Source organism: Sphingomonas sp. SORGH_AS_0950 (assembly GCF_030818415.1).
In the GTDB taxonomy this organism is placed as follows: domain Bacteria; phylum Pseudomonadota; class Alphaproteobacteria; order Sphingomonadales; family Sphingomonadaceae; genus Sphingomonas.
The window spans coordinates 2,222,501-2,248,803 of the sequence record NZ_JAUTAE010000001.1 but is presented as its reverse complement, the minus strand read 5'-3'; the positions used below and the strand labels follow the sequence as shown (position 1 = coordinate 2,248,803).

Below are 26,303 nucleotides of genomic sequence, written 5' to 3'. Positions count from 1 at the left end.
TCACCGCCGCCCGCTCTGCAATTTCGCGACCGCGCGCCGCAGCACCCCGCGCGGCGCCACCCGCGTGCTGGCGGCGGTCAGCCGGTTGAGCAGCCCCGACACCATCACCGCCTGGCCCCGGCCGAGCGCATCCAGCCCGTCGCGCACCACCTGGTCCGACGTGCCCGCAAAGCGTTCGAACAGCGGCGTCTGCGCCATGCCCGCGACATCAGCGAACTCGGTCCTGGTCGGCCCCGGACACAGCGCGGTGACGATCACGCCGCGCCCCTTCACCTCTTCGTGCAACGCCTCGGAGAAGTGCAGCACGAACGCCTTGCTGGCATAATAGACCGCCATATAGGGCCCCGGCTGAAAGGCGGCGGTGGACGCGACGTTCAGCACCGCACCCCGCCCGCGCGCCAGCATCGGGGGCAGCAGCGCATGGGTCAGCGCGACCAGCGCACGGGCATTCAGGTCGATCATCCCCAGCTGCGTCGCCAGATCGCCGTCCGCGAAGGGGCCCAGCGCGCCATAACCGGCATTGTTGATCAGCGTATCGATATGCAGGCCGCGGTCCGCCACCCCGTCGAGCAAGGTCTTTACCCCCTCTGGCCGTCCCAGATCGGCGGAGACGACATGCACCTCCACCCCCGGTCGCTGCCCCAGTTCCTGCGCCAGCGCGGCCAGTCGGTCGGTGCGCCGGGCGGTCAGGACCAGGCTCACCGGCTTTTTCGCGAGCGCGCGTGCGAAATCCGCGCCCAGACCGGCCGATGCGCCGGTAATCAGGATGGTGTCGGTCATGGCCGCCTCCCAAATCGCGCGGCCGTCCTTATCCGTTCAGCCAGCCGCCGGTGAATCCTGCCCTTTGCAATCCGCGCCGCAGGTGCGGGTTCCGTCGCATCGTCTTCCAGATCAGGCCGGTGCGGTGATTCTCGATCATCGCGACGATCGGGCCCTGGTCGATGCCCAGATAATCCTTGTCGACCCAGCCGATGCCGGGGACGATCTGGCCATGTTTCAACGGCTCGGGCGGGTTGGTCAGGGTCGGGTTGAACGCATCGAGAAAGCCGTATTGGCCGTAGATGCCCTGCCCATAGCGGTCGTGCATCGCCTGCACCGCCGGAATCGCGATGTCGGGGGCGAAGGGGATGGACGCGGCGGCGGCCGTGGGTGCCAGCGTGCCGTCGTCGCGCTCGCCCGGCCCGCGCGCCGAATAGCTGTAGAATTCGCGCGGCAGCCCGTCGATCGTCTGGATGAAGTCGCCCGGCCCGTCGCACGCGGTCAGCCCCCAGATGTCCGCGCCATAGCCGCGCCAACGGCCCGGATTCTCGATGGCATAGCGTTGCTGGGCATAGGCGGCCCGGCGGCTGTTCTCGAAATAATCGATGCCCTTGCCCGCCATATAGCCGTCGCGGATGCCTTTGAAGTCGACCCAGATATGGCTGTACTGGTGGCCGAACAGCGGCGCGAAGTGGAGATGCGGCTGGCCCCAGCGATCCGACCAGCTCGGCTCGAACCGGCTGGACCAGGCCTGCCATGTCCCCTCCGGCAGCGGATGGGTGGGGGAGCCCAGCGCCAGCAGATAGAGCAGCATCCCCTCGTTATAGGCGTCCCAGTCGGACTTGATGAACCCCGTCTCCGGGTGCCAGCCCATCGACAGCAAGGGCGCGCGCGGGGTGATCCAGGTCCAGTCGACGGCGCCGTAGATCCGGTCGGCGAGCGCGCGGATGCGGGCCTCGTCTGGATGATCGCCATCGAACCAGCTTTGCGCGAACAGCACGCCGCCCAGCAGCAGCGCGGTGTCGACCGTCGACAGCTCGCACCGGGCGAAGCGCTGTCCCTTGGTGACGCCCAGGAAATGGTAGAAGAAACCCTTATAGCCGCTGAACCCCGTCTCGCCCGGCCCCTGCGGCGCATCGGCGAAGAATTGCAGCGTGGTCAGCGTGCGAAGCCGCGCCTCTTCGCGGGTGATCCAGCCATTGACGACGCCGACCGGATAGGCGGTCAGCGCAAAGCCCACCGCCGCGATCGAGGCGAAGGACGGCGTCGGCCAGCGATCGGGGGCGAGGCCAGTTTCGGCATCGGTCGTTTCCCAGAAGAAGCGGAAGGTGCGTTCCTGCAGATCGCGGATCAGGTCGGGCAGAACCTGCGGAATGATGCGCGGCGCGCTCACCCGGCCCTGCTGCCCGGCACATCCCGTTATCAGGGCGGCGAGGCTCAGCCCGCCCAGATTCAGGACGCCGCGGCGGTCGTACATGGTCTCTCCTTGTTTCTTTTCTGGTGCCGTGCCGTTCTGTACCCGGCCCGGTCGTTATGGCCCGCAACCTAGCCGGAACGACCCTTTACGGGGAAGAGCAGGAGGGGGCATGGCCGACCCCGGCGTCCCGGATGCCGTGCTGGGCAAAATATGTCGGTGATACAGTATGATGGGGGCAGCCGGGCGGCCCGATGTGAGCATGCCCGTCCAGGCATGCGAATAAAAAAATGTAACCGGTTACTTGGCCGGACGGCGGAGACGCCGAATCGGTACGGGGCGGGGACTGCCCGATCCGGGCGGACGCATCGGCGATGGGATGATCGTAGAAAGGGAAAGGGCGGCTCGCCACCGAGCCGCCCGGCATCCTCTCCCGGCACGAAGCCTTGCGGCTTCCGATGCCTGATGCCGACCTGTTTTCGGCCGGTCATTCTGACATGAACGGCTCTTAATCCTGTCTTGGCCGCCCGCTCAAGCCCCTGTCGATGGACCTTGGGTTAAAGCGGTGATCCTGTGTCTTTCGAGCAACGGGTATGGTGCTGGCCGTTCGCGTGGAAACCGGGCTAAGAGGGCGGCATGACAGTTGAATTTCGGCGTGACGCGGCGGTGGCGGTCCTGACGCTACGGAATCCGCCTCATAATCATCTGGGGCTGGGAACCATTTCCGAATTGGGTGATGCGTTCGATTCGGCGGATCGCGATCCCGATATCCGGGCGATCCTTCTTCGATCCGAAGGTCGGGTCTTCTGCGCCGGGGCCGACCTGTTGAACGCCAATCCGGTGGCGGAGCCTTTGCCGCCGGGCGCGCGCAGCCCCTTCTATGTCGCGGCGGCGCGTCTGTTCGGGGTCGCCACGCCGGTCGTGGCGGCGGTGCAGGGGGCGGCGGTGGGCGCCGGCCTGGGACTGGCGCTGGTCGCCGATTTCCGGGTGGCCACTCCCGAAGCGCGGTTCGTGGCCAATTTCGTCGCATTGGGCCTGCATCCCGGCTTCGGCATCTCGGCGGTGCTGGAGCGCGTGATCGGGCGACAGCGCGCGGCGATGATGCTGCTCACCGGGCGGCGCATCCGGGGGGACGAGGCCGAACGCTGGGGGCTGGTCGACCAGCTGGTGCCGCCCGACCGGCTGGACGAGACGGCCCTGGCGCTGGCCCGGGAGATCGCGGCGGGCGCACCGCTGGCGGTGGCCTCGACCCGGCGGACGCTGCGCGGCGACCTGCGCGCGCTGGTCGAGGCGGCGACCGACCATGAACTCGCCGAGCAGGCTAGGCTGATGCAGACCGAGGATTTCGCCGAAGGAGTACGCGCAGTCAGCGAACGCCGGCCGGGACGGTTCGTGGGGCGATAGGGGGCGGCAATTCCGACCCGCCGTTCAGCCTGAGCGAAGTCGAAGGCCAAGGGAATCACGCCGCCAGAAGCGCGGGGCGGCGGTTTAGCGTGGCCTTCGACTTCGCTCAGGCTGAACGGGCGGTGGGGTAGGGGGCGCGGCGCACGGCCCGCCACCCCTCAGCCCTGCTTCGCCGCCAGTTCCGCCTTGCGCGCAGGCAGGGCGGCCAGGATCGCGCGGCGTTCCTCGGACGGCTTGGCGCTCCAGTTCGAGATTTCGCGGATCGTCCGTGCGCAGCCCAGGCACCAGCCCGTCGCCTTGTCCATCGTGCAGACCAGCACGCAGGGGCTGGCGATGCTCGCGGGTTCCGGTTCGACGAAGCTGATGATGTCGAGCGACATGGGATCAGATCCCGAACGAGACCTTCAGGAAGTCCGGGATCGGGCCGTTCCAGCCACCGTCATCGGGCGCCTCGTCGGCATTGGAGCGGCGGTCGCGACGCCGGTCGTCGCCGCGCGGCGGGCGCGCCTCCTGGAACCGGGGCTGCTCCTGCCGGGGCTCCGGTTCGCGGGCCTGGCGGGCCGGACGGGCGCGCGGCGCCTCCTCGACCGGCTCGGGGGCGGGGGCGGCCTGGACCGGCGTCTCGGCGGCGCGCTGGCCGCGCTCGCGACGCGGACGGCGACCGGGGCGCTCCTCCTCGACGGGGGCGGGCAGTTCCAGGCGATCGATGGTCTGGCCGGTCAGCTTCTCGATATTCTCGAGATTCTCGGCATCGTCGGGCGCGACGAAGGTATAGGCGGTGCCGGTCGCGCCGCCGCGACCCGTACGGCCGATGCGGTGGACATAATCGTCCGGATGCCAGGGCGCGTCGAAGTTGAACACATGGCTGACGCCCTTGATGTCCAGCCCGCGCGCCGCGACGTCGGAGGCGACCAGGATGTTGATCTCGCCGCGCTTGAACAACTCCAGCTCGGCCAGCCGCTGCGGCTGTTCCATGTCGCCGTGAATCTCGCCCGAGCGGAAGCCATGCTGCTTGAGCGACTTGTTCAGCTCGCGCACCGTCGTCTTGCGGTTGCAGAAGATGATCGCGGTGCGAACCTCCTCCTGGCCCAGCAGCTGGCGCAGCCGCTTGCGCTTCTCGAACGACTGGGGCGCGACCGGCACCACGAACTGCGCGATGTTGATATTGGTCGAGGCGGGACGCGCGACCTCGATCGTCTTGGGGCTTTCCAGGAACTTGTCGGCCAGCTTCTTGATCGGCGGCGGCATCGTCGCGGAGAAGAGCAGGGTCTGGCGCTGCTTGGGCAGCTTGGTGCAGATTTCCTCGATATCGGGGATGAACCCCATGTCGAGCATCCGGTCCGCCTCGTCGATGACCAGCATCGAACAGCCGGTCAGCAGGATGTTGCCGCGCTGGAACAGGTCCATCAACCGGCCCGGTGTCGCGATCAGCACGTCGACGCCCTTTTCCAGCGCCTTGATCTGGTCGCCCATCGACACGCCGCCGATCAGCAGCGCCATGGAGAGCTTGTGGTTGGCGCCGTATTTCTCGAAATTCTCGGCCACCTGCGCGGCGAGTTCGCGCGTCGGCTCCAGGATCAGGCTGCGCGGCATGCGCGCGCGGCTGCGCCCATGCGCCAGGATGTCGATCATCGGCAGGACGAAGGAAGCGGTCTTGCCCGTCCCCGTCTGTGCGATGCCGATGATGTCGCGCATCATCAGGACGGAGGGGATGGCGGACGCCTGAATCGGTGTCGGCTCGGTATAGCCGGCATCGTGGACCGTCTTCAGGAGTTCGTCGGAGAGGCCGAGATCGGCAAAGCTCATGCAGTTTTCCGGAATATGGCGTGGAGTGGGAATCGCCCCGCGCTCGCCCAGCAAGGGTAGGCGCTTGCGGATTTGACGGCAAAAGTCAAGTTTTTGCCGCGTTCGGGTCGTGAATCACCCGCTTGCCGGACAGGGCGGCGATGGTCAGCGCGCCGGCGTCAGGGCGCGGAAGCGCTGGATATCGCAGGTGCCGCCCGCCCGCGTCCGGATCGGATCGCGTCGCGCGCAGATCTGGCCGTCGGCACCGGGGCGGATATAGAAGGTGGCGTAATAGTCGATCTGCCGACAGGCGCGCGACAGATGGGCGCGCACCCGGTTGCCGCCCGCCAGGACGATGTCGACCGTCCCCTCTTCGCCGGGCAGCGCGCCCGCCAGCTGTTGCGCGGGGATGCAGCGGGGGCCCTTGCGCTCCTTCCACCGGGTCGGCGTCATCGCGCGCATCGGGGTGCGCGGCACGCGGACGATGACCCGCTCGCGGATCATGACCTGGGCGAAGCGGCCTTGCGGCAATGACGGATCGGCCGCCCCCAGCAAGGCGGGCGTTACCAGCGTCGCCAGAGTGGCGGCGGCAAGTGTCCAAGGGCGGCGCAGCATGTCAGCGGGACCCGCTCATAGCAGCGATCGTTGAACACTTCCTGAACCTGTTTTAGCGGATGGGGCATGAATTCCAGCCAGACCGCCATGATCGCCGCGCTTCGCCCCCTGCTGGGCGACAAGGGGATCGTCACCGATCCCGAACGGATCGCCCCCTGGGAGATCGACTGGCGGCGGCGCTTCTCCGGCCATGCGCCCGCGATCCTGGCCCCCGCCGATACCGCGCAGGTCCAGGCGGTGCTGCGCGCCGCGGCCGAACACCGGGTGCCGCTGGTGCCGCAGGGGGGGAACAGCTCGATGGTCGGCGGCGCGACCCCGCCCGTGGACGGCTCGGCGCTGATCCTGTCGACCCGCCGGATGAACCGCATCCGCCGCATCGATGCGCAGGCGGGCATGGCGATCGCCGAGGCGGGGGTGATCCTGGCCGAGCTGCACGATGCCGCCGAGGCGCAAGGGTGGCGCTTTCCGCTGACCCTGGGGGCGAAGGGCAATGCGACGGTGGGCGGGCTCGTCTCGACCAATGCGGGCGGCACGCAGGTCTTGCGCTTCGGGACGATGCGCGGGCTGACGCTGGGCGTGGAGGCGGTTCTGCCCGACGGGACGCTGTATGACGGGCTGTCCGCGCTGAAGAAGGACAATCGCGGCTATGACCTGGGACAGCTGCTGATCGGCGCGGAGGGGACGCTGGGCATCGTCACCGCCGCCGCGCTGCGGTTGGCCCCGGCGATCGCGGGCCATGCGACCGCCTGGGTCGGGCTGTCCGATCCGGCGGCGGGCCTGTCGCTGCTGCGCCGGTTGCAGGCCGCGACCGACATGATCGAGAGTTTCGAGATCCTGCCCGCCGAGAGCCTGGCCGCCGCCGTCGCGCATCTCCCTGGCGCGCGCGCGCCGCTGGCCGGGCCGCATCCCTGGCACGTGCTGATCGAGGCGGTGACGGGCGACCCCGCCGCCGATCCGGCCGCGATGCTGGAGGCGCAACTCGCCGCCGCGCTGGAGGACGGGGTGGTCGCCGATGCGGTGATCGCCGCATCGGACGCGCAGGGCGAGGCGTTCTGGCTGCTCCGCCACTCGCTGTCCGATGCCGAGCGCGCGCTGGGTCCGGCGGTGCAGCACGACATCGCGGTCCCGGTCGAGGCGATGCCGCGCTTCATGGTCGAGGCGGCGGCGGCGTGCGACGCCCGCTTCCCCGGCACCCATGCCTCGGGCTTCGGGCATCTGGGCGACGGCAATATCCATTTCCATGTCCGCGCCGCGCCCGGCACCGACCGCGACCGTTTCTATGCCGAACAGGCCGCGATCATCACCCGCTTCGTCCATGACCTGGTAACGGCGGCGGGCGGCACCATCTCGGCCGAACACGGCATCGGCCAGATGAAGCGCGACGAACTCGCCCGCCTCTCGCCCGAACGGGTCGCGGCGATCCGCGCCATCAAGACGGCGCTCGATCCGCACGGCCTGTTCAATCCGGGCAAGCTCGTCGCTTGCGCATAAGGCCCCGGCCCCATAGACACGAGGCCACGACACGCGGCCGGGGGGCTCGCGTGAACGCGTTTTTTGGAGATTATCATGGCCAGCGCGCCGTCCCTTCCGCTTTTCTATAACGGCCTGGAGCCGCTTTCGAGCGAGGCTCACGCCAATTACAAGGTCCGTCCGCAGGAAACGGCGCCCTTCCTCGCCGGCCAGCATGCCATCCCCGTCACCGTCGACGAATTCCCGCTGGTCCAGCGTTTCATGCCGATCGTCTTCTCGGTCGGCGAGGCGCCGATCCCGCTCGCGCTGATGGGCCTGAACGAGGGCGTCAACGTCTTCGTCAGCGACGAAGGCCGTCTGACCGAGACGAATTTCTACGTCCCCGCCTATGTCCGCCGCTATCCGTACATGCTGGCGCGCCTGCGTCCCGAGGCCGAAGAGCTGTCGCTTTGCTTCGACCCGACCTCGCCGACCATCGGGGCGTTCGACGACGGCGACGCGCTGTTCGACAACGGCCAGCCCAGCGAGCTGACCAAGAACATCCTGGCGTTCAACGAATCGTTCGAACAGGCCGGTGCCCGCACGCAGAACTTCATGGCCGAACTGGTCGAGATGGGCCTGCTGATGGACGGCGAAGTCTCGATCCAGCCCGACGGCGCGGAGCAGCCCTTCGTCTATCGCGGTTTCCAGATGGTCAATGAAGAGAAGCTGGTCGACCTGCGCGGCGACCAGCTGCGCAAGATGAGCCAGTCGGGGATGCTCCCGCTGCTCTATGCGCACCTCTTCTCGCTCTCGCTGATGCGCGACATCTTCTCGCGCCAGATGCAGCTGGGCAAGATGCCCCAGCCGCAGCTTCAGCCGATCGGCTAAGCCATGACCGGGCCGGTCGCCGCGACGGCGCGGTACAGCCATGTCGCGATCGCCTTTCACTGGGCGATCGCGGTCCTGGTGGTCGCCAATCTCGCGATCGGCCTGCTCCACGAAAGCCTGTTGCCGGGGACCATCCCGCTGCACAAGGCGATCGGGTTGACCGTGCTGGCGCTGACCGCCGGCCGGATCCTTTGGCGGCTGGGCCATCGCCCGCCGCCGCTGCCCGCCGAGGTCCCGGCCTGGGCGCGCGGCAGCGCCCATGCGCTGCACATGGCCCTCTATGTCCTGATGATCGTCATGCCGGTGAGCGGCTGGGCGATGGGATCGGGCCGCGACGTCCCGCGCCCCGTCAGCTGGTTCGGGCTGCTCGACGTACCGCCCTTGCCCATCGGCAAGGCCGCCGCCGGGCTGGGGCATGAGGCGCATGAGATTCTGGGTTGGGCGATGCTGGCCCTGGTGGCGATCCATGTCGCGGCGGCGCTGCGCCATCACTATCTGCTGCGCGACGGCCTGCTCGCGCGCATGAGCTTCCGCACGCGCTGAGCTTTTTCTCCCCTGCAAGGGGAGGGGGACCATGCGAAGCATGGTGGAGGGATGTAGCCGCCTGAGATCGGTCGGCGCCCTCGCAGAACGAGACACCCCTCGTCAGGCCGGCGCATCCCACGACCCGTTACGAAAAAATGACGAATTGCGGGGGGCGGGGTTGAACCAAATAGGCCCCTTCTTATTTATACCCTGTACGGCATCGTGTCCCCCCTTTCGCGGTGTCGTATGACACGCTTTCAGCGTGTCTCCTCCCTGAACCTTGGCCACCTCGCGCTCTCCCCCTTGCGCGAGGTGGTTTTTTATTCGGCGGCGAGCGGCAAGTCCTGCCCCAGCGCCTCGGCGCCAAGCGCGGCGATCGCCCCCCGGACCAGCGCGACGGTGGCATCGAAGCCTTCGCCCGGCGATTCCAGCGCGGCATCGAGATAAAGCGAACGGTCCAGCTCCAGCTGGATCGCATGGATGCCGCGGCGGGGATCGCCGTGCCGCTCGACGATATGGCCGCCCGCATAGGGCGCGTTGCGGGTGACGGCGACGCCCAGCCCGCGCACGGCGGCCTCGATCCGGCGGACGAAGCGGGGCTCGGCGGTCGTGCCGTGCCGGTCGCCGATCACCACCCGGGGGCTGACCGTCGCGCGGCCCAGCGGCGGCATCGAATGCAGATCGAGCAGCACCGCCACCCCGAACCGCGCCCGGACCGCCGCCAGACAGGCCGCCAGCGCCTGGTGATAGGGCCGGTGCTCCGTCTCGATCCGGGCGACGATCTCGGCATCGGTGAAGCGCCGCGCCCAGATGTCGCCATGCCCGGCGGTCCGGCGCGGCACCAGCCCCAGCCCGCTGCGCAGCTTGGCCGAACTGCGCCCGCCGATCCGCGCGCCCGCATCGACCAGCGGATCGCGCTCACCCTCGTCGCGGTTCAGGTCGATCCAGGCGCGCGGAGTGCGTTGCATCAGCATCGGCTCGTCGCCGCGCGCCGCCATCGCCACCCGGTCGATCAGCCGGTCCTCCAGCGCCATCAGCGCGGACGGCGGCACGCGCAGCGCGGCGACCAGCGCGGGGGAATAGTCCCGCCCGCCATGCGGCACCGACAGCACGACCGGACCGGCGGGCAGGGCCAGCCCGTAACCGTCATAGCAGGGGCCGGGGTTCGCTTGGGCCATTGGCGGGCGATCCTATGGCGGGCCGACAAGGCAAGCAATGGTCTGGAAATCTTAACGGCCTCGCCGCTAGAACGGCCGTCACATGAATCGGGATCAAGAGATGCTTCACATCCTGCTGGCCGAAGACGATGAGGTCATGCGCGAATATCTGACGCGGGCGCTGACCCGCTCGGGCTATCGGGTGACGGCGGTGGATCGCGGCACGGCGGCCATCCCGCTGCTGGAGAGCGAACGGTTCGACCTGCTGCTGACCGATATCGTCATGCCCGAGATGGACGGCATCGAACTGGCCCAGCGCGCCGCCGTGATGGTGCCCGACCTGCGCGTGATGTTCATCACCGGCTTTGCGGCGGTGACGCTCAAGGCCGGGCAGGCGGTTCCCAACGCCCGCGTCCTGTCCAAACCCTTCCACCTGCGCGACCTGGTGATGGAGGTGGATCGCCTTTTTCAGACAAATTCGGTCGATGGTGCAATTTAGGGCTTGCCAGCCCCCCACACCCCGGCTAATTGGCCGGCCTCCGGCGGGCGTGTAGCTCAGTGGTAGAGCACTGTGTTGACATCGCAGGGGTCGCAAGTTCAATCCTTGCCACGCCCACCATCGAAAACCCCGCTAGGCCAACGGCTTAGCGGGGTTTTTGTTGTGCGGTGCGGATCGACTGCCGGGTGGCCGTTTTTCGCGGATCTTATCCCCATGAGGGGTTTGGCGCTTTGTCGCGTATAGTCCTGTCATGACCGATCCCATCGACCACGATCTCGCCCGATTGTCGCGGGGCATGCCGCCCGCCGCGCTTGCGGATATGGAGCAGCGGGTCGCCGCGACGATCGCGGCGGCGCCCGTCCCTGTCGGAACGCTCTCGGTGCGGGGCATGGCGTTGGCGGCCGCTGTCGCCATGGTGCTGGGCCTGGCGGGCGGCGGCGTGATGGCCGGGCGGAGCGAGGCGCGCGAGCGGCCCGGGGCGGCGGTCGTCGCGCTGGGCGGGGGCCTGGCGCCGTCCACGCTGTTGCTTGGCCGGTGAGGGGCGAGATGCGCCGGGCGGTGCTGACCATCGTGATCGCCTTCGTCGCCGCGCTGGCCGGGGTGGCGATCGGATGCCGGTTGCTGATGCCCACCGAGCCGCAGGCGAGCGACATCCATACGCTCGTCCACCAGACAATCGCGCTCGACCCGGCGCAGGCGGTGGCGCTCGACCGACTGGAGACGCAGTTCGCCGCCACGCGCGCGGCGCTCGACGCCCGGCTGCGCGGCGACAATGCCCGGCTGGCGGCGGCGATCGAGGCCGAGCATCGCGACGGTCCCCGCGTGACCCAGGCGATCGACGCGGTGCATCACAGCATGGGCGACCTGCAAAAAGCGACGCTGGCGCATGTCTTTGCGATGCGCCGCGTGCTGCGGCCCGACCAGGCGGCGACCTTCGACCGGCTGGTGGTCGCCAAGCTGACCGATACGGGGCGGTGAGCCGCGATTATGCGGGCTTGTCCGACGGCGATCTGGTCGCGCTGGTGCGGGGCGGTCGGCCCGAGGCCTATGCCGCGATCGTCGCCCGGCACAAGGCGGCGCTGTATCGCCTGATCCTGGCGCATGTCCGCGACGCCGAGGAGGCGCTGGACCTGGTGCAGGAGAGTTTCGTCGCCGCGCACGGCGCGCTGGCGCGGTTCGATACGACGCGCAGCCTGCGCGCCTGGCTCAGCCGGATCGCGCTCAACAAATGCCGCGACTGGGCACGGCGGCGGCGGGTGCGCGCGGTGATCGCGCGTTTCCTGCCGGTCGAGGCGGCCGAGGCGGTGGCCGACGACCGGATCGGCGGCGAAGCGGCGGCGATCGAGCGCGACTCGCTGGCCCGCACGCTGGCCGCGCTGGACACGTTGCCCGAGGCCTTGCGCGCGCCGCTGATCCTGTGCGCGATCGAGGGGCTGAGCCAGGCCGAGGCGGCCGAGGCGCTGGGGCTGAGCGTGAAGGCGGTCGAACTGCGCATCCGCCGGGCCCGTGCCGAATTGCGCGACAGGACCGGGTGAGGGGCGCACGCCGGGCTTGCGTATAAGGGGGCATGATCGATCCGAAGACGATGATGCGCCGCCGCGATCTGCTGGCGGGGGGGGCTGGACTGGGCGCGCTGGTGGCGGTGCCGGGCTGGGCGCAGAGCCATGCGCATGGCCTGGATATGGCGCGCCCCGAGCTGAGCGGCCCCGACATCACCCTGACCATCGCGCGCCAGCACATGATGATCGACGGCAAGCCCTATCACGCGATCGGCATCAACGGCTCGGCCCCGGCGCCGCTGATCCGGCTGCGCGAGGGGCAGCGCGCGCGGATCACCGTCGTCAACCAGCTGGACGAGGAAAGCTCGATCCACTGGCACGGGTTGCTCCTGCCCTTCCAGATGGACGGGGTGCCGGGGATCAGCTTTCCGGGCATTCCGGCGGGCGGGCGCTTCACCTATGAGTTTCCGGTCGTCCAGGCCGGGACCTATTGGTATCACAGCCATTCGGGATTGCAGGAGCAGGAGGGGCTGTACGGCCCCATCGTCATCGATCCTGCCGGACCCGATCCGATCGCCGCCGAGCGCGAGCATGTCGTCCTGCTGTCCGATCACAGCGCGCTGCATCCGCATGCGATCTTCCGCCGCCTGAAATTGCAGGGCGGGTATTTCAACTATCAGAAACAGACCGTCGGCGGATTGCTGGCGGGGCGCGACCAGCCCCTGGCCGAGCGCTTGCGCTGGGGGGCGATGCGGATGGACCCCAGCGACGTGTCGGACGTGACCGGCTCGACCTATCGCTATCTGGTCAACGGCCATGGCCCGGCGGACAACTGGACCGGGCTGTTCGCGGTCGGAGAGCGGGTGCGGCTGCGGCTGGTCAATGCGTCGGCGATGACGATCTTCAACATACGGCTTCCGGGGCTGGCGATGACCGTCGTGCAGGCGGACGGGCAGGATGTCCGGCCGGTCGCGGTCGACGAGCTCCAGATCGCGGTCGCCGAGACCTATGACGTGATCGTCACTCCGGCGGAGGACCGCGCCTATACGCTGGTCGCCGAGACCTGGGACCGGTCGGGCATGGCGCGGGCCACGCTGGCGCCGCGGATCGGCATGGTCGCGCCGGTGCCGCCGCTGCGCCCCCGGCCGCTGGCGACGATGAAGGATATGGGGATGGGTGGGATGGACCAGGGCGCCGCCGCCTGCTCGCCCGAACATGCCGCGATGGGGCATTGCCAGCCCGGCGGGGGCGGCATGGATCATGGGGCGATGAAGCACGGCATGCGCGACTTCGCCAACGCGCCCGGCCTGCCACGCACGCCGGTCGTCCAGACAATTTCGCCGATGCCGGTCGACCGCACCGGCGAGCCGCCACAGGGGCTGGCCGATGCCGGGCACCGGGTGCTGACCTATCGCGACCTGGCGAGCACCCGGCCCAATCCCGATCGCCGCACGCCCTCGCGCGCGCTGACCATCCATCTGACCGGCAATATGGAGCGCTATATGTGGGCGTTCGACGGGGTGAAGCTGAACGCCGTGACCGCGCCCATTCCCTTTCGCCTGAACGAGCGGGTGCGGGTCACGCTGGTCAACGACACGATGATGGCGCACCCGATCCATTTGCACGGCCATTTCTTCGAACTGGTGACCGGGCATGGTGATCATGCGCCGCGCAAGCATACGGTCAATGTCGCGCCGGGGGGGACCGTCACCTTCGACCTGACCGCCGATGCCGAGGGGGACTGGGCGTTCCACTGTCACCTCCTCTATCACATGCATGCGGGTATGATGCAGGTGGTGACCGTTCGGCCCGATCCGGCGACGAAGGGAGATGCGGCATGATCCTGCTGTCGCTTCTGCTCGCCGATCCGCTGATGCAGCATCAGGGCATGGCGATGCCCGGCATGACGATGCCGATGGCCGCCCCGAAGCCCGCCGCGCTCCGCAAGCCTGGCAAGGCCAGGCCCCGGAATAAGGCCACCCGTGCCCCGCACGCCGCGCCGGGCCAGGCCGGAATGGCGCATCATGCCATGGAGCATAAGGCGGCGGCTTCGGCCTGCTCCCCCGAACATGCGGCGATGGGGCATTGCCAGGCGACTCCGGCCCTGGAAGCAGGTGCGGCCGATCCCGCCGCGATGCCCGGCATGGCGATGGGGGCGGAGGCCTGTCCGCCAGAGCACGCCGCGATGGGCCACTGCAAACCTGCACCGGCGGCCGAAACCCGCGCAGCCGATCCCGCCGCGATGTCCGGCATGGCGATGGGGGCGGTGGCCTGCTCGCCCGAGCACGCCGCCATGGGCCATTGCAAACCTGCACCGGCGGCCGAGACCCGCGCAGCCGATCCCGCCGCGATGCCGGGCATGGCGATGGGGACGGAAGCCTGTTCGCCGGAACATGCCGCGATGGGCCATTGCCAGCCCGCTGCCACCCCGGCGGAATTGGTGGGCCATGCCCCGCCGCCGCCCGCTCCGACGACGCGTGCAGCGGATCGCTTCTACGACCGCGCCGTCATGGCCGCCGCCGATCGCCGGATGCGGGCGGAGCATGGCGGCATGGCCTTTCACCAGATCCTGTTCAACCTGGCCGAGATCCAGGTCCGCGACGGGCGCGACGGCTATCGCTGGGACGGGGAGGGCTGGTTCGGCGGCGACATCCACCGGCTGGTCGTCAAGAGCGAGGGCGAGGGGGATTTTGGCGATCGGATCGGCGCGGCGGAAGTGCAGGCACTCTATGCCCGCGCGATCGATCCCTATTGGAACCTCCAGGCGGGCGTGCGGCAGGATGTCGGCAGCGGGGTAAGGCGCACCTATGCGGTCGTCGGGGTCGAGGGGCTCGCCCCCTATTGGTTCGATGTCGAGGGCGCCTTGTTCCTGTCGGACAGGGGCGATGTGCTGGCCCGCGCCGAGGCCTGGGTGGACCAGCGGATCACCCAGCGGGCGATCCTGCAACCGCGCATCGAGGTCAATCTCGCGGCGCAGGACGTGCCCGATCAGCGGATCGCGGCGGGCGTCTCCAATATCGAACTGGGCCTGCGCCTGCGTTACGAGATCGCCCGCGAATTCGCTCCCTATGTCGGGGTGAACTGGGAACGTCGCTATGGCCCCGCCCGTGGCAGCGGCGCGGCGCTGGCGCTGGGCATCCGTGGCTGGTTTTAGGGGCGGATGCCATTTAGGATTGCATCTTCTTCCCTCTCCCCTGGACAGGGGAGAGGGTTAGCGAAGCTTGGGTGAGGGGTTGAGCGAGCCCAAGGGCTCGCGCGCTCGCTTGCGAGCGCCCACCCCTCACCCAGCTCCGACTAAGCCTTTGCTTTCGCAAAGGCCAAGTCTGCGCAACCCTCTCCCCTCTCCCCTCTGCGAGGGGCGAGGGAAGGAGAGGTGTCTTGGTCGCGGCAGACCAGCGCAGGCTCAGCCATGGTCGGGCCATTCGGTATCGATGACCAGCAACAGCCGGTCCTCGGCACTGCCTGCGATCGGGGGAGAGCGGTGGATGATCGCCCGGTCGCCTGCGCGCTCGCGGCCCTTGAACAGGCCGACATCTCCGGGCGCCAGCGCGCGGGGCGCGGACTGCGGATCGGCGCCATGGGGCAGCCACTGGGTCGCCTGCCCGCAATAGGTGGTGATCATCCGCAGCGCGACATAGTCGGCATGGAATTTCCAGCAGCCATTGCCCGTCACCCGCTCGATACGGACCTCGACCCGGTCCTCGCCGGTCAGCGTGGCATAAAGCCGGGCCAGCGTCTCGACATCGCGGGCGAGCCAGTCATGCCAGTCCTGCGGAACCGCATCCGCCAGCGCGGCCCGCACCTTCGCCGCGACCGATCCGGCATCGGCCGCGAAGCGCAGCGCCGGAAACTCCGCCAGATCGGGCCGGGGCAGCGGCGACGCGCGCTCCCATATCGCCAACGTCACTGCCGGATCGTCGATCGTGCCCAGCACGCTGGAGTCGCGTCCCAGACGGACATGATCGGGGAGGGCGAGGGGGGCGGCGTGGAGCAGGTCGAGGGAAGGGGACAAGGGCGGGATACTCGGCTGAATGGGATGATGTATCGTACCATGCCGTGCCCATTGGCGAAAGATGCCGCCGCTCCAAAACAGAAGGGGGCGGCACCCTGCGGCACCGCCCCCCTGTTTTCGAACGAGGATCGTCCGGTATCAGCCGGCGTCCTCGTCGGGGAAGGCGTTGGTCGGCTTCGAACCCCAGACCGCGTAGAACAGGATGTAGAGTTCGCACACCGCGGTCAGCAGGAACGACTGCTGCAACCCGTAATGATCGGCCAGCCAGCCATGCACCGCGACCAGCGCGCCGCCCGCGATCGCCATGATCAGCAGGCCCGAGCCTTCCTCGGTCAGCGGGCCGAGGCCGCGAATGCCCAGCGTGAAGATGGTCGGGAACATGATCGAGTGGAACAGGCCGACCAGGATCAGCGACCACATGGCGATGTGACCATCGGCGAACACGGTGACCAGCATGGTCAGGAACGCGCCGATCGAGAAGACCGCCAGCACCGCGCCCGCAGGCACCTTCTGCATGATCGCCGAGCCGACGAAGCGACCGACCATCATCCCGCCCCACAGCAGCGTCAGGTAACGGCCCGCCGCCTCGGTGGTCATGTTGCCGATGTCGGGGCGGCTGACGAAGTTGACGAACAGGTTGCCCACGCCGATCTCGGCGATCAGGTAGATGAAGATCGCGCCGATGCCGAACACCAGGTTGCGATGCTTCCACAGCGAATGGTTCTTGCGCTCCTCCTTGGCGATCCGGCTGGTCGCCGAACCCATGGCGGGCAGCGGGAAGCGCGCGATGACGAGCGCCAGCACGACCAGAACGATCGCGACCAGGCCGTAAGGCAGGACCACCGCATGCGCATCGGCCAGGCGTTCGGCCTGGGTCAGCGCCTCACCGGCCTGCGCCGTGCCGCCCTTGGACCGGCCGAGGATCAGATAGGCGCCGAACAGCGGGGCCAGCATCGTGCCCATTGAGTTCATCGCCTGGACGAGGTTGAGGCGCGACGACGCCGTGTCCGCCGGGCCGAGCACCGCGACATAGGGGTTGGCCGCGACCTGGAGCAGGGTGATGCCGCTGGCGATCACGAACAGCATCAGCAGCGTGACGCCATAAGAGGGCAGCGACGCCGCCAGCATCATGCCGACCGCACCCGCCGCCATGATGAGCAGGCCCGTCACCAGCGACTTCTGGTATCCGATCCGCTCGATCAGCTTGGCCGAGGGGATGGAGGCGAAGAAATAGGCGATGAACCAGACGCTCTCGATCAGCGAGGCCTGGAAATAGCTCAGCTCGAACACGCTGCGCAGGTGCGGCAGCAGCGTCCCGTTGATGACCGTGATGAAGCCCCACATGAAGAACAGGCTGGCCAGCAGCGCCAGTGCGGAGCCGTATCTGCCCCCTCCCGCGGCTGGCGACGCGCCGTTGGCGCGGGAAACGACGGGTGCGGCCATGCAATCCTCTCCTTCGGGCCGGTAATCTCGCGAAAAACTGTTCGCAGACCGGCTTGCTCCTGATATTTTGTCTGACTATAGTGACGCAAAAGGCGCGTCAATGGCGTCTGGCGACGAAAGGGTGAGGCATGTCGAGGGCGTCAATCAAGACCTTTTTCACGTTGGTAGCGGTAACGTCCGTAATGAGTTCGACTGCGGCCCTGGCGGGCGAGGCGAAACGCGCCCCCGCCGGGCAACTGGCCGATGGTGCCGCGATCGAGGCGGTGACCCTGACCAACAAGGCCGGGCTGTCGGCGCGCGTCCTGACGTACGGCGCCACGTTGCAGTCGGTCATGGCGCCCGACCGCGACGGCAAGCTGGCCGACGTCCTGCTCGGCTATGACAAGGCCGACGATTATGTGAACCATCCCAATTTCTTCGGGGTGACGGTCGGCCGCTTCGCCAACCGGATCGGCGGCGGGCGCTTCACGCTCGACGGGCGCCCCTATCAGCTGACGCTGAACGACAAGGTCAATTCGCTGCACGGCGGGACCAAGGGCTTCGACAAGCATCTGTGGCGCATCGTCTCGATGAAGGACGGCCCGACCGCCAGCGTCGTCATGGCGCTGACCAGCCCCGATGGCGATCAGGGCTATCCGGGCAAGGTCGATGCGACCGTGACCTATTCGCTCGACGAGGCGGGGGCGCTGACCATCGCGTTCGAGGCGAAGACCGACAAGCCGACCATCGTCAACATGACGAACCACGCGATCTTCAACCTGAACGGCGAAGGCTCGCCTTCGGGCGCGACCTTCCACAAGCTGACCATCCCAGCGACGACCTATACCCCGGTCGACGCCAAGCTGATCCCGACCGGCGAGCGTCGTCCGGTTGCGGGCACCGTCTTCGACTTCCGCAGCCCGCGCGTGGTCGCCGACGGCATTCGCGACGGCAATGACCAGCAGATCCGCTATGGCCAGGGCTACGACCATAATTTCGCGCTCGACAAGGGCCTGACCGTCACGCCGCAGCTGGCGGCCCGGCTGGAGGACCCCGCCTCGGGCCGCGTGCTCGAGGTGCTGTCGACCGAACCGGGCGTGCAATTCTATACGGGCAATTTCCTCGACGGCACCTATGTCGGCAAGAAGGGCCATCTGTACCGCATGGGCGACGGCATCGCGCTCGAGCCGCAGAAATTCCCCGACTCGCCCAACAAGCCCGATTTCGTCTCGCCGCGCGTCGATCCCGGCAAGCCCTACCGGCATACCATGATCTACCGCTTCTCCACCGTTCGCTGACCGAAAGCCTGACATGACCGACACGCCCAAACTGCGCAGCCGCGCCTGGTTCGACAATCCCGAGAATATCGACATGACCGCGCTCTATCTGGAGCGGTATCTGAACTTCGGCCTGTCGCTGGAGGAGCTTCAGTCGGGCAAGCCGATCATCGGCATCGCGCAGACCGGCTCGGACCTCTCGCCCTGCAACCGCCATCATCTGGTGCTGGCCGAGCGGGTGCGTGAGGGCGTGCGCGAGGCGGGCGGCATCGTCCTGGAATTCCCGGTCCATCCGATCCAGGAAACCGGCAAGCGCCCGACCGCGGGCCTCGACCGCAACCTGGCCTATCTGGGGCTGGTCGAGGTGCTGTACGGCTATCCGCTCGACGCGGTGGTGCTGACCATCGGTTGCGACAAGACGACCCCGGCCGCGCTGATGGCCGCCGCCACCGTCAACATCCCCGCGATCGCGCTGTCGGTCGGGCCGATGCTCAACGGCTGGCACAAGGGCGAGCGGACCGGCTCGGGCACCATCGTCTGGAAGGCGCGCCAGATGCTGGCGGCGGGCGAGATCGACGATGCGGAGTTCATCCGCCTGGTCGCCTCGTCGGCACCGTCGACCGGCTATTGCAACACCATGGGCACCGCGACCACGATGAACTCGCTGGCCGAGGCGCTGGGCATGTCGCTGCCCGGCTCGGCCGCGATCCCCGCGCCCTATCGCGATCGCCAGGAAGTCGCGTACCTGACCGGCAAGCGCATCGTCGAGATGGTGAACGAGGACCTGAAGCCCTCCGACATCCTGACCAAGGAGGCGTTCCACAACGCGATCAAGGTGAACTCGGCGATCGGCGGCTCGACCAACGCGCCGATCCACCTCGCCGCCATCGCGCGCCATATCGGCGTCGACCTGCCCGTGCAGGACTGGGAGACCGAGGGGCACAAGATCCCGCTGCTCGTGAACCTGCAACCGGCGGGCGAATATCTGGGCGAGGATTATTACCGCGCAGGCGGCGTGCCCGCCGTGGTCAACCAGTTGATCGAGCAGGGGCTGATCCACGAGGGCGCGATGACCGTCAACGGCAAGACCATGGGCGAGAATTGCCGGGGCGTCGCGATCGAGGACGAAAAGGTCATCCGCCCCTTCGCTCAGCCGCTGAAGGAAGAGGCGGGCTTCATCGTCCTGTCGGGCAATCTGTTCGACGCCGCCGTGATGAAGACCAGCGTGATCTCGGAGGAATTCCGCGAGCGTTATCTGTCCAACCCCGACGATCCCGATGCCTTTGAAGGTCCGGCGGTCGTGTTCGACGGGCCGGAGGATTATCACCATCGGATCGACGATCCCGCGACCGGCATCACGCCGCAGACGCTGCTGTTCATGCGTGGCGCGGGGCCGATCGGCTATCCGGGCGCGGCGGAAGTCGTCAACATGCGCCCGCCCGCCTATCTGATCACCGAGGGCGTGCACTCGCTGCCCTGCATCGGCGACGGGCGTCAGTCGGGCACCTCGGGTTCGCCCTCGATCCTGAACGCCAGCCCGGAAGCGGCGGCGATGGGCGGCCTGGCGCTGATCGAGACCGGCGACCGGGTGCGCATCGACCTGAACAAGGGCACCGCCAACATCCTCATCTCCGACGAGGAACTGGCCGAGCGTCGCAAGACCCTCGCGGCGGCGGGCGGGTATAAATATCCTGCGTCGCAGACCCCGTGGCAGGAAATCCAGCGTTCGGTGGTCGGCCAGATGTCGACCGGCGCCATCCTGGAGGGGGCCGAGAAGTATCAGCGTATCGCCCAGACCCAGGGCCTGCCGCGCGACAACCATTGATCGGATACTGGCCGGAACGGTCAGGCCGGGCGGGATTCATCCCGTCCGGCCGTCCGGCGGGGGATCGGCCGTTTCGTCTAACTGTTCTCGAGCCAGGCCAGGGCGGCGTCGTAGGACAGGAAGGCGTCGATACTGGGCAGCTGGTAATTCTGCCGGACCTGCATCTTCAGGGGGCTGGAATCGACGACCAGCGCCAGTCGGTCGCCGGGCCGATAGAATGCCATGATGCCGTCGCGCATCACCTGGACCATCGTGATCGGCATGATGGGGGTGCCGCGTCGATCGACCAGCACCCTGGCATGGCCCCACTGCGCGCGCGATGCGTCGAGGAAGGGCTGGAAGCAGGCCCAGTAACGATCGGCGATCTCGACGGTCCACGCGGTTCGCGTCCGGACCTGAATGATGAAGCGGTCGTCCAGCCAGACGGAGAATCCGGGGTCGTCGATTCGCATGGGCCTGTTTTCCCCCTCCGGCACCAGATGGCATGGCGTCGCTATCCAAGTGGTTAAAACCAAAATGGACCCATTGGGAATGACCCAAATGTCGCTATGGCGGTGACGGCTGGACGACCGCGAGCGCCTCTTGACCTGAACCGGGCGGCACTCGATACCGCTAACAAAAATCGCGGAGAGTAAGACATGGCAAGCAATTCCACTCCTCTGATCGATGCCCTGCCCGAGGATTGGCGGACGGGCCGTTTCGTCGGCCGTATCGATCGCGGCGAGGGGCCATGTCCTATTTTGGTGCAGGGCGGGGAAGTTTTCGACATGAGCCGCGTCGCCCCGACCGTTTCGGCGCTGATCGCGGCCGGTACGGTCGAGGCCGGGCAGGGGGAATCGCTGGGCGATCTGGGCGACCTGAACCTGTCCCCCGAGCAAGGCGCGGCCAACCGCCTGCTCTCGCCGATCGATCTGCAATGCGTGAAGGCGGCGGGCGTGACCTTCGCCGTGTCGGCGCTGGAGCGGGTGATCGAGGAGCGTGCGCGCGGCGACCATGCCAAGGCGGCGGGGCTGCGCGCCACGCTGGAACAGGCGCTGGGCGGCAATATCCGCTCGGTGGTGCCGGGCTCGCCCGAGGCCGCGCAGCTCAAGGACGCGCTGATCGCCGAGGGGCTGTGGTCGCAATATCTGGAGGTCGCGATCGGCCCGGATGCCGAGATCTTCACCAAGTCGCCGGTGCTGTCGACCGTCGGTTGGGGCATGCCGGTCGGGGTCCGTTCCGATTCGACCTGGAACAACCCGGAGCCCGAGGTGGTGCTGGTCGCCGACGCGCATGGCAAGGCGGTCGGCGCGACGCTGGGCAACGACGTCAATCTGCGCGATTTCGAGGGGCGCTCGGCGCTGCTGCTGGGCAAGGCGAAGGACAACAACGCCTCCTGCTCGCTCGGGCCGCTCGTCCGGCTGTTCGACGACGGCTTCACCATGGACGATGTCCGGTCGAGCGAGGTCAAGCTGACCATCACCGGCACCGACGGCTATGTGCTGGAAGGCGCCAGCTCGATGGACCAGATCAGCCGCGATCCCGAGGACCTGCTGGGCCAGGCGCTCAGCGAGCATCATTATCCGGACGGCCTCGTCCTGTTCCTCGGCACGCTGTTCGCGCCGACCCAGGACCGTGACGAGCCCGGCCGCGGCTTCACCCACAAGGTCGGCGACACCGTCGTCATCGCCAACCCGCGTCTGGGCACGCTGGTCAATCCGGTGATGACCAGTGCCGACGCCCCGGCCTGGACCTTCGGTCTGGGCGACCTGATGCGCAACCTGGCCAAGCGTGGCCTGTTGTGACGGAGACTCAAGACATGTTGCAGAAGACCAGCGCCGCCGATCTGGTCGCGCGCTATCCCAGCCTGACCGACAAGCGGGTGATCGTGACCGGCGGCGGCTCGGGGATCGGCGAGGGGCTGGTCGAGGCGTTTGTCGCGCAGGGCGCGCGCGTCGCGTTCGTCGACATCGCCGAGGAGGCGAGCCGGGCGCTGGTCGAGCGGCTGTCGGGCGATGCCCGCCATGCGCCGATCCATCGCCGCTGCGACCTGACCGATCTCGACCATCTCAAGACGATCTTCGCCGAGCTGGAAGAGGCGCTGGGCGGGGTCGACATCCTGGTCAACAATGCGGGCAATGACGACCGCCACAGCATCGCGGACGTGACCCCGGCCTATTGGGACGAGCGGCTCAACGTCAATCTGCGCCACCAGTTCTTTGCCGCGCAGGCGGTGATCCCCGCGATGAAGCGCGCCGGTGGCGGCGCGATCCTGAACTTCGGGTCGATCAGCTGGCACCTGGGTCTCAACGACCTGGTCCTGTACCAGACGTGCAAGGCCGCGATCGAGGGCCTGACCCGCAGCCTGGCGCGCGATCTGGGGCGCGACAACATCCGCGTGAACACCATCGTGCCGGGCAACGTCCAGACGCCGCGCCAGGAAAAATGGTACACGCCCGAAGGCGAGGCGGAGATCGTCGCGGCCCAGTGCATCGACGGGCGCATCCAGCCCGCCGATGTCGCGGCGCTGGTGCTGTTCCTGGCCTCGGACGATGCCCGGATGTGCACCGGCCACGACTATTTCATCGACGCCGGTTGGCGCTGACAGACCGGGCGAGAGCATAGGAGAGAGTGATGCAGCAGGCCGAACATTGTCTGACCGTGGGTGCGACGCTGGGCGAGGGCCCGATCTGGGTCGACGGCCTGCTGTGGTTCGTCGATATCAAGCAGCAGCGCATCTATGCCCATGATCCGGTGGCGGGCACGCTCGATCACTGGGACTCGCCCGAAATGGTCGGCTGGGTGGTGCCGGCGCAGCGCGGCGGATTCGTCGCCGGGCTGAAGTCGGGCCCGCATCACTTCGATCCCGCCACCGGCGGGTTCGAGCGTATGGCCGAGGTCGATACGCATCTCCCCGCCAACCGCCTGAACGATGCGTGCGTCGACGGGCAGGGGCGGATCTGGTTCGGCACGATGGACAATGACGAGACGGCGCTGTCGGGCCGTCTGTTCAGCTGGGTCGCGGGACTGGTCTCGCCGTCCAGCGCCGATGCGGTGTGCATCACCAACGGTCCCGCCATCTCGCCCGACGACTCGACGCTCTATCATGTCGACACGCTGGGCAAGGTCATCCTGGCGCACGCGATCCTGGCGGACGGGACGCTCGGCCCCGCGACCGAGTTCGCGCGCTTCGGCGATGCGGACGGTCATCCCGACGGCGCGATCTGCGATGCCGAGGGCGGGGTGTGGGTCGGCTTCTATGGCGGCTGGGCGGCGCGGCGTTACGGCCCCGACGGCGTGATGACCGACGAGGTGCGCTTCCCCGTGTCCAACATCACCAAGATCGCGCTGGGCGGCCCCGACGGCCGCACCGCCTATGCCACCACCGCGCGGCAGGGCCTGTCGGACGAGCAACTCGCCGAGCAGGTCCAGGCGGGCGACATCTTCACCTTCCGGGTCGCGGTCCCGGCCAAGCCGCTCCACCGCGCGGCCTTCTGACCCCCGTCTCCGAACCCGGCGTCTCGGGTGGCCCGCTCCTGAACGGGGGCGGGCCTTCTTATCCTTCCATCGCGCTGCGGGTATCCTCCAGCGCCAGATCGACGAGCAGCCGCATGGCCTCTCCCGCGCCCTCGACATCGCCCGCGGCGATCGCGTCATAGACTTTCACATGGTCGGGCACCGGATTGCGGGGCAGCGCGCGCGACCGCTGCTTGAACTGGGTGGTCCAGGCGACCGCCGCGCCGATGCTGGCGGTCAGCACGACCAGCGCGTCGTTGCGGGTCGCGGCCAGCACCGCGTTGTGGAATTCGCGGTCCGCCGTGCGCCCCGCCTCGGTCGCCAGCGTGTGGCGGCGCATCGCGGCCAGCGCGTCGCGCATCTCCTTCAGGTCGGCCTTGTCGCGTCGCTCGGCCGCCAGCCGCGCGGCGGCGGGCTCGACGATCGACCGCAGCTCGAACAGGCTGCGCACGAACTGGATGTCGGGCTCACCCGAAAAGGCCCAGGCGAGCACATCGGGGTCGAGCAGGTTCCAACGGTTGCGCGGCAGGACGCGGGTGCCCGTCTTGGGTCGGCTTTCGACCAGCCCCTTGGCGCTCAGCACCTGCACCGCCTCGCGATAGGCGCTGCGCGACACGTCGAGCGCCTCGGAAAAGGCGACCTCGCCCGACAGCGTGTCGCCGGGGCGATATTCGCCCGACACGATCGCCGCGCCCAGCTTGTGCGCGATCGCGCCGTGCAGACGGCGGCCGGTGCCGCGCCGGGTCTTGGGTGCGGGAACCTCGGAATCGGCCGGGGACTGGACCGGGGAATCGACCAGGGGTTCGGGCGCGGCGTTCCCGTTCGTCATCATGTCATCCATCGATCGTACCTCTCCGCCCCTATCCTCGCGCATTACCTTTAACATTGCCATCGCTCCGTCAAACGAATATGTCGGAGTAATATAAAGGAGCTTCCCCTATGACCGATTTCCGCTCGATCGACGCCGCCACCGGACAGCCGGTGGGCGACGCCTTTGCGGTGCACGGACCGGCCGATGTCGATGCGGCCTGTGCCGCAGCAGAGGAGGCGTTCGACGTCTATCGCGCCACCAGCCGCGAGGAGCGCGCCGTGTTCCTCGACAGGATCGGTGCGGAGATCATGGCCATTGGCGACGATCTGATCCAGGCAGCGATGCGCGAAAGCGGTCTGCCGCGCGCGCGGCTGGAGGGCGAGCGCGGCCGCACGGTCGGCCAGCTCGGCCTGTTCGCCAAGGTGCTGCGCGCCGGGGCCTATCTCCAGGTCCGTATCGACCCCGCCCTGCCCGACCGCCAGCCGCTGCCGCGCCCCGATCTGCGCCTGCGCATGGTGCCGCTGGGCCCGGTCGCGGTGTTCGGCGCGTCCAACTTCCCACTCGCCTTCTCGACCGCCGGTGGCGACACGGCATCCGCGCTGGCCGCCGGTTGCCCGGTGATCGTCAAGGGCCATCCCGCCCATCCGCAGACCGGCGCGCTGGTCGCCGCCGCGATCGAACGCGCGGTCGAGGCCTGCGGTCTGCCCAAGGGCGTGTTCGGTCATCTGACCGGCCCCAGCAACGAACTGGGCGGCGCGCTGGTCCGTGATCCGCGCATCGCGGCGGTCGGCTTCACCGGCTCGCGCGCGGGCGGCCTGGCGCTGCTGAAGATCGCACAGGAGCGGCCCATCCCGATCCCCGTCTATGCCGAGATGTCCAGCATCAACCCGGTCGTGCTGATGCCCGAGGCGCTGAAGGCGCGCGGCGCCGCGCTGGGCACCGCCTTTGTCGGCTCGCTGACCATGGGCGCGGGCCAGTTCTGCACCAATCCGGGCCTGTTGCTGGCGATCGAGGACGAGGGGCTGGACGGCTTTGTCGAGGCGGCGCGCACCGCGCTGACCGAGGCGGCGGCGCAGACCATGCTGACGCCCGGCATCCACGCCGCCTATACCAAGGCGTCGGAGTCGCTGGCGAGCCACGACAAGGTCGAGACGGTTGCGAAAGGAAAGGTGGGCGAGGGCGTCACCGCCGGTCGCGCCGCCTTCTTCCAGACCACGGCCGAGGCGTTCCTCGCCGACGAGGCGCTGGGTCATGAAGTGTTCGGCGCGTCGTCGATCCTGGTCCGCTGCCGCGACGAGGCGGAACTGATCGCGGTGCTCAAGGCCGCCGAGGGTCAGCTGACCGCTACGATCCAGATGGATGAGGGCGATACCGACATGGCCGCGCGGCTGGTGCCGGTGCTCGAGCGCAAGGCGGGGCGGATCCTGGCCAATGGCTGGCCGACCGGCGTCGAGGTGGCGCATG

General features: G+C 68.4%; 26 protein-coding genes and 1 tRNA gene (1 of these 27 cut by a window edge). 17 read left to right on the top strand and 10 right to left on the bottom strand.

The window, feature by feature from the left end:
- Together QE385_RS09825 and QE385_RS09820 are read right to left on the bottom strand one after the other, a co-directional pair.
- Entirely contained in the window at positions 1-780 is a 780-nt protein-coding gene (locus QE385_RS09825) for an SDR family oxidoreductase (protein ID WP_307101338.1), read from the bottom strand.
- Between the two features lie 28 nt (positions 781-808).
- Positions 809-2,236, bottom strand: coding sequence for a glucoamylase family protein (locus tag QE385_RS09820; protein ID WP_307101336.1), 1,428 nt, complete (start codon positions 2,234-2,236; stop codon positions 809-811).
- A 573-nt stretch (positions 2,237-2,809) separates the two neighbouring features.
- On the opposite strand from QE385_RS09820, the gene QE385_RS09815 reads away from it, so the two are divergent.
- Positions 2,810-3,577 (top strand): enoyl-CoA hydratase/isomerase family protein, encoded by a 768-nt coding sequence (locus QE385_RS09815; protein ID WP_307101333.1) that lies wholly within the window; start codon positions 2,810-2,812, stop codon positions 3,575-3,577.
- Positions 3,578-3,735: 158 nt separating this feature from the next.
- Here QE385_RS09815 and QE385_RS09810 read toward each other — a convergent pair whose 3' ends face one another.
- The 3 genes from QE385_RS09810 to QE385_RS09800 all read right to left on the bottom strand — a co-directional run bounded on the left by QE385_RS09810 (position 3,736) and on the right by QE385_RS09800 (position 5,977).
- Positions 3,736-3,957, bottom strand: coding sequence for a DUF1289 domain-containing protein (locus QE385_RS09810; RefSeq protein WP_307101331.1), 222 nt, complete (start codon positions 3,955-3,957; stop codon positions 3,736-3,738).
- Positions 3,958-3,961: 4 nt separating this feature from the next.
- On the bottom strand, positions 3,962-5,383 hold the full coding sequence (locus QE385_RS09805) for a DEAD/DEAH box helicase (RefSeq protein ID WP_307101329.1): 1,422 nt from the start codon (positions 5,381-5,383) through the stop codon (positions 3,962-3,964).
- A 144-nt stretch (positions 5,384-5,527) separates the two neighbouring features.
- A complete protein-coding gene (locus QE385_RS09800) occupies positions 5,528-5,977 on the bottom strand; it encodes a hypothetical protein (protein ID WP_307101327.1) in 450 nt (149 codons plus the stop codon).
- A gap of 66 nt (positions 5,978-6,043) precedes the next feature.
- Between QE385_RS09800 and QE385_RS09795 the strand changes: the two genes are divergently transcribed.
- The 3 genes from QE385_RS09795 (at position 6,044) to QE385_RS09785 (ending at position 8,860) form a co-directional block, all read left to right on the top strand.
- Positions 6,044-7,468, top strand: a complete 1,425-nt coding sequence (locus QE385_RS09795; protein ID WP_307101324.1) for an FAD-binding oxidoreductase — start codon at positions 6,044-6,046, stop codon at positions 7,466-7,468.
- A gap of 75 nt (positions 7,469-7,543) precedes the next feature.
- Positions 7,544-8,317: a SapC family protein gene (locus QE385_RS09790; protein ID WP_307101322.1), complete on the top strand. Its 774-nt coding sequence runs from the start codon at positions 7,544-7,546 to the stop codon at positions 8,315-8,317.
- A 3-nt stretch (positions 8,318-8,320) separates the two neighbouring features.
- Positions 8,321-8,860: a cytochrome b gene (locus tag QE385_RS09785; protein WP_307101320.1), complete on the top strand. Its 540-nt coding sequence runs from the start codon at positions 8,321-8,323 to the stop codon at positions 8,858-8,860.
- Positions 8,861-9,162: 302 nt separating this feature from the next.
- Here QE385_RS09785 and QE385_RS09780 read toward each other — a convergent pair whose 3' ends face one another.
- The gene (locus tag QE385_RS09780; RefSeq protein WP_307101318.1) at positions 9,163-10,020 is read right to left on the bottom strand and encodes an N-formylglutamate amidohydrolase; all 858 of its coding nucleotides are present in this window, start codon (positions 10,018-10,020) and stop codon (positions 9,163-9,165) included.
- Between the two features lie 100 nt (positions 10,021-10,120).
- Between QE385_RS09780 and cpdR the strand changes: the two genes are divergently transcribed.
- The 7 genes from cpdR to QE385_RS09745 all read left to right on the top strand — a co-directional run bounded on the left by cpdR (position 10,121) and on the right by QE385_RS09745 (position 15,151).
- Positions 10,121-10,498 (top strand): cell cycle two-component system response regulator CpdR, encoded by a 378-nt coding sequence (cpdR, locus tag QE385_RS09775; protein ID WP_307104665.1) that lies wholly within the window; start codon positions 10,121-10,123, stop codon positions 10,496-10,498.
- Between the two features lie 45 nt (positions 10,499-10,543).
- Positions 10,544-10,618 (top strand) — tRNA-Val (locus QE385_RS09770).
- Positions 10,619-10,748: 130 nt separating this feature from the next.
- On the top strand, positions 10,749-11,036 hold the full coding sequence (locus QE385_RS09765; RefSeq protein ID WP_307101315.1) for a hypothetical protein: 288 nt from the start codon (positions 10,749-10,751) through the stop codon (positions 11,034-11,036).
- Positions 11,037-11,044: 8 nt separating this feature from the next.
- Positions 11,045-11,476, top strand: coding sequence for a periplasmic heavy metal sensor (locus tag QE385_RS09760; protein ID WP_307101313.1), 432 nt, complete (start codon positions 11,045-11,047; stop codon positions 11,474-11,476).
- Positions 11,473-12,033, top strand: coding sequence for an RNA polymerase sigma factor (locus tag QE385_RS09755; RefSeq protein ID WP_307101311.1), 561 nt, complete (start codon positions 11,473-11,475; stop codon positions 12,031-12,033). The genes QE385_RS09760 and QE385_RS09755 overlap by 4 nt, the downstream gene beginning before the upstream one ends.
- A 32-nt stretch (positions 12,034-12,065) precedes the next feature.
- Complete coding sequence (locus QE385_RS09750) at positions 12,066-13,838, top strand: copper resistance system multicopper oxidase (protein ID WP_373424653.1); 1,773 nt, start codon at positions 12,066-12,068, stop codon at positions 13,836-13,838.
- Positions 13,835-15,151: a copper resistance protein B gene (locus QE385_RS09745; RefSeq protein WP_307101309.1), complete on the top strand. Its 1,317-nt coding sequence runs from the start codon at positions 13,835-13,837 to the stop codon at positions 15,149-15,151. The genes QE385_RS09750 and QE385_RS09745 overlap by 4 nt, the downstream gene beginning before the upstream one ends.
- A 249-nt stretch (positions 15,152-15,400) precedes the next feature.
- On the opposite strand, the gene QE385_RS09740 is transcribed toward QE385_RS09745, so the two are convergent.
- Positions 15,401-16,009, bottom strand: coding sequence for a DUF1826 domain-containing protein (locus tag QE385_RS09740; protein WP_307101307.1), 609 nt, complete (start codon positions 16,007-16,009; stop codon positions 15,401-15,403).
- 138 nt (positions 16,010-16,147) lie between these two features.
- A complete protein-coding gene (locus QE385_RS09735; protein ID WP_307101306.1) occupies positions 16,148-17,452 on the bottom strand; it encodes a sugar MFS transporter in 1,305 nt (434 codons plus the stop codon).
- Positions 17,453-17,634: 182 nt separating this feature from the next.
- On the opposite strand from QE385_RS09735, the gene QE385_RS09730 reads away from it, so the two are divergent.
- A complete protein-coding gene (locus tag QE385_RS09730; protein WP_307101304.1) occupies positions 17,635-18,729 on the top strand; it encodes an aldose epimerase family protein in 1,095 nt (364 codons plus the stop codon).
- Between the two features lie 13 nt (positions 18,730-18,742).
- Positions 18,743-20,533 (top strand): IlvD/Edd family dehydratase, encoded by a 1,791-nt coding sequence (locus QE385_RS09725; protein ID WP_307101301.1) that lies wholly within the window; start codon positions 18,743-18,745, stop codon positions 20,531-20,533.
- A gap of 77 nt (positions 20,534-20,610) precedes the next feature.
- Here QE385_RS09725 and QE385_RS09720 read toward each other — a convergent pair whose 3' ends face one another.
- A complete protein-coding gene (locus QE385_RS09720) occupies positions 20,611-20,985 on the bottom strand; it encodes a hypothetical protein (RefSeq protein ID WP_307101299.1) in 375 nt (124 codons plus the stop codon).
- 186 nt (positions 20,986-21,171) lie between these two features.
- Between QE385_RS09720 and QE385_RS09715 the strand changes: the two genes are divergently transcribed.
- Genes QE385_RS09715 through QE385_RS09705 form a run of 3 tightly spaced genes read left to right on the top strand, consistent with a single transcriptional unit; the run spans position 21,172 to position 24,010 of the window.
- Positions 21,172-22,317 (top strand): fumarylacetoacetate hydrolase family protein, encoded by a 1,146-nt coding sequence (locus tag QE385_RS09715; RefSeq protein ID WP_307101297.1) that lies wholly within the window; start codon positions 21,172-21,174, stop codon positions 22,315-22,317.
- Positions 22,318-22,331: 14 nt separating this feature from the next.
- Positions 22,332-23,117, top strand: coding sequence for an SDR family NAD(P)-dependent oxidoreductase (locus QE385_RS09710; protein ID WP_307101295.1), 786 nt, complete (start codon positions 22,332-22,334; stop codon positions 23,115-23,117).
- A gap of 29 nt (positions 23,118-23,146) precedes the next feature.
- Positions 23,147-24,010, top strand: a complete 864-nt coding sequence (locus tag QE385_RS09705) for an SMP-30/gluconolactonase/LRE family protein (RefSeq protein ID WP_307101293.1) — start codon at positions 23,147-23,149, stop codon at positions 24,008-24,010.
- Positions 24,011-24,068: 58 nt separating this feature from the next.
- Here the strand turns inward: QE385_RS09705 and QE385_RS09700 are convergent, their stop codons facing one another.
- Positions 24,069-24,857 carry a FadR/GntR family transcriptional regulator gene (locus QE385_RS09700; RefSeq protein ID WP_307101291.1) on the bottom strand — a complete coding sequence of 263 codons (789 nt, stop codon included), beginning with the start codon at positions 24,855-24,857 and terminating at the stop codon, positions 24,069-24,071.
- A 110-nt stretch (positions 24,858-24,967) separates the two neighbouring features.
- On the opposite strand from QE385_RS09700, the gene QE385_RS09695 reads away from it, so the two are divergent.
- On the top strand, positions 24,968-26,303 hold the 5' portion of the coding sequence (locus QE385_RS09695; protein ID WP_307101289.1) for an aldehyde dehydrogenase (NADP(+)). 188 nt of this gene lie beyond the right edge of the window; the window shows 1,336 of its 1,524 coding nt (coding positions 1-1,336); it begins with the start codon at positions 24,968-24,970; its stop codon lies off the right edge, out of view.

What these genes read in the sequence shown, in the direction of transcription:
- cpdR (WP_307104665.1), top strand. Translation starts at nt 10,121, where the DNA reads ATGCTTCACATCCTGCTGGCCGAAGACGATGAGGTCATGCGCGAATAT.
- QE385_RS09735 (WP_307101306.1), bottom strand. Translation starts at nt 17,452, where the DNA reads ATGGCCGCACCCGTCGTTTCCCGCGCCAACGGCGCGTCGCCAGCCGCG.
- QE385_RS09705 (WP_307101293.1), top strand. Translation starts at nt 23,147, where the DNA reads ATGCAGCAGGCCGAACATTGTCTGACCGTGGGTGCGACGCTGGGCGAG.
- QE385_RS09800 (WP_307101327.1), bottom strand. Translation starts at nt 5,977, where the DNA reads ATGCTGCGCCGCCCTTGGACACTTGCCGCCGCCACTCTGGCGACGCTG.
- QE385_RS09765 (WP_307101315.1), top strand. Translation starts at nt 10,749, where the DNA reads ATGACCGATCCCATCGACCACGATCTCGCCCGATTGTCGCGGGGCATG.
- QE385_RS09700 (WP_307101291.1), bottom strand. Translation starts at nt 24,857, where the DNA reads ATGACGAACGGGAACGCCGCGCCCGAACCCCTGGTCGATTCCCCGGTC.
- QE385_RS09805 (WP_307101329.1), bottom strand. Translation starts at nt 5,383, where the DNA reads ATGAGCTTTGCCGATCTCGGCCTCTCCGACGAACTCCTGAAGACGGTC.
- QE385_RS09730 (WP_307101304.1), top strand. Translation starts at nt 17,635, where the DNA reads ATGAGTTCGACTGCGGCCCTGGCGGGCGAGGCGAAACGCGCCCCCGCC.
- QE385_RS09720 (WP_307101299.1), bottom strand. Translation starts at nt 20,985, where the DNA reads ATGCGAATCGACGACCCCGGATTCTCCGTCTGGCTGGACGACCGCTTC.
- QE385_RS09715 (WP_307101297.1), top strand. Translation starts at nt 21,172, where the DNA reads ATGGCAAGCAATTCCACTCCTCTGATCGATGCCCTGCCCGAGGATTGG.
- QE385_RS09820 (WP_307101336.1), bottom strand. Translation starts at nt 2,236, where the DNA reads ATGTACGACCGCCGCGGCGTCCTGAATCTGGGCGGGCTGAGCCTCGCC.
- QE385_RS09790 (WP_307101322.1), top strand. Translation starts at nt 7,544, where the DNA reads ATGGCCAGCGCGCCGTCCCTTCCGCTTTTCTATAACGGCCTGGAGCCG.
- QE385_RS09750 (WP_373424653.1), top strand. Translation starts at nt 12,066, where the DNA reads ATGATCGATCCGAAGACGATGATGCGCCGCCGCGATCTGCTGGCGGGG.
- QE385_RS09815 (WP_307101333.1), top strand. Translation starts at nt 2,810, where the DNA reads ATGACAGTTGAATTTCGGCGTGACGCGGCGGTGGCGGTCCTGACGCTA.
- QE385_RS09745 (WP_307101309.1), top strand. Translation starts at nt 13,835, where the DNA reads ATGATCCTGCTGTCGCTTCTGCTCGCCGATCCGCTGATGCAGCATCAG.
- QE385_RS09825 (WP_307101338.1), bottom strand. Translation starts at nt 780, where the DNA reads ATGACCGACACCATCCTGATTACCGGCGCATCGGCCGGTCTGGGCGCG.
- QE385_RS09710 (WP_307101295.1), top strand. Translation starts at nt 22,332, where the DNA reads ATGTTGCAGAAGACCAGCGCCGCCGATCTGGTCGCGCGCTATCCCAGC.
- QE385_RS09760 (WP_307101313.1), top strand. Translation starts at nt 11,045, where the DNA reads ATGCGCCGGGCGGTGCTGACCATCGTGATCGCCTTCGTCGCCGCGCTG.
- QE385_RS09780 (WP_307101318.1), bottom strand. Translation starts at nt 10,020, where the DNA reads ATGGCCCAAGCGAACCCCGGCCCCTGCTATGACGGTTACGGGCTGGCC.
- QE385_RS09785 (WP_307101320.1), top strand. Translation starts at nt 8,321, where the DNA reads ATGACCGGGCCGGTCGCCGCGACGGCGCGGTACAGCCATGTCGCGATC.
- QE385_RS09810 (WP_307101331.1), bottom strand. Translation starts at nt 3,957, where the DNA reads ATGTCGCTCGACATCATCAGCTTCGTCGAACCGGAACCCGCGAGCATC.
- QE385_RS09795 (WP_307101324.1), top strand. Translation starts at nt 6,044, where the DNA reads ATGAATTCCAGCCAGACCGCCATGATCGCCGCGCTTCGCCCCCTGCTG.
- QE385_RS09725 (WP_307101301.1), top strand. Translation starts at nt 18,743, where the DNA reads ATGACCGACACGCCCAAACTGCGCAGCCGCGCCTGGTTCGACAATCCC.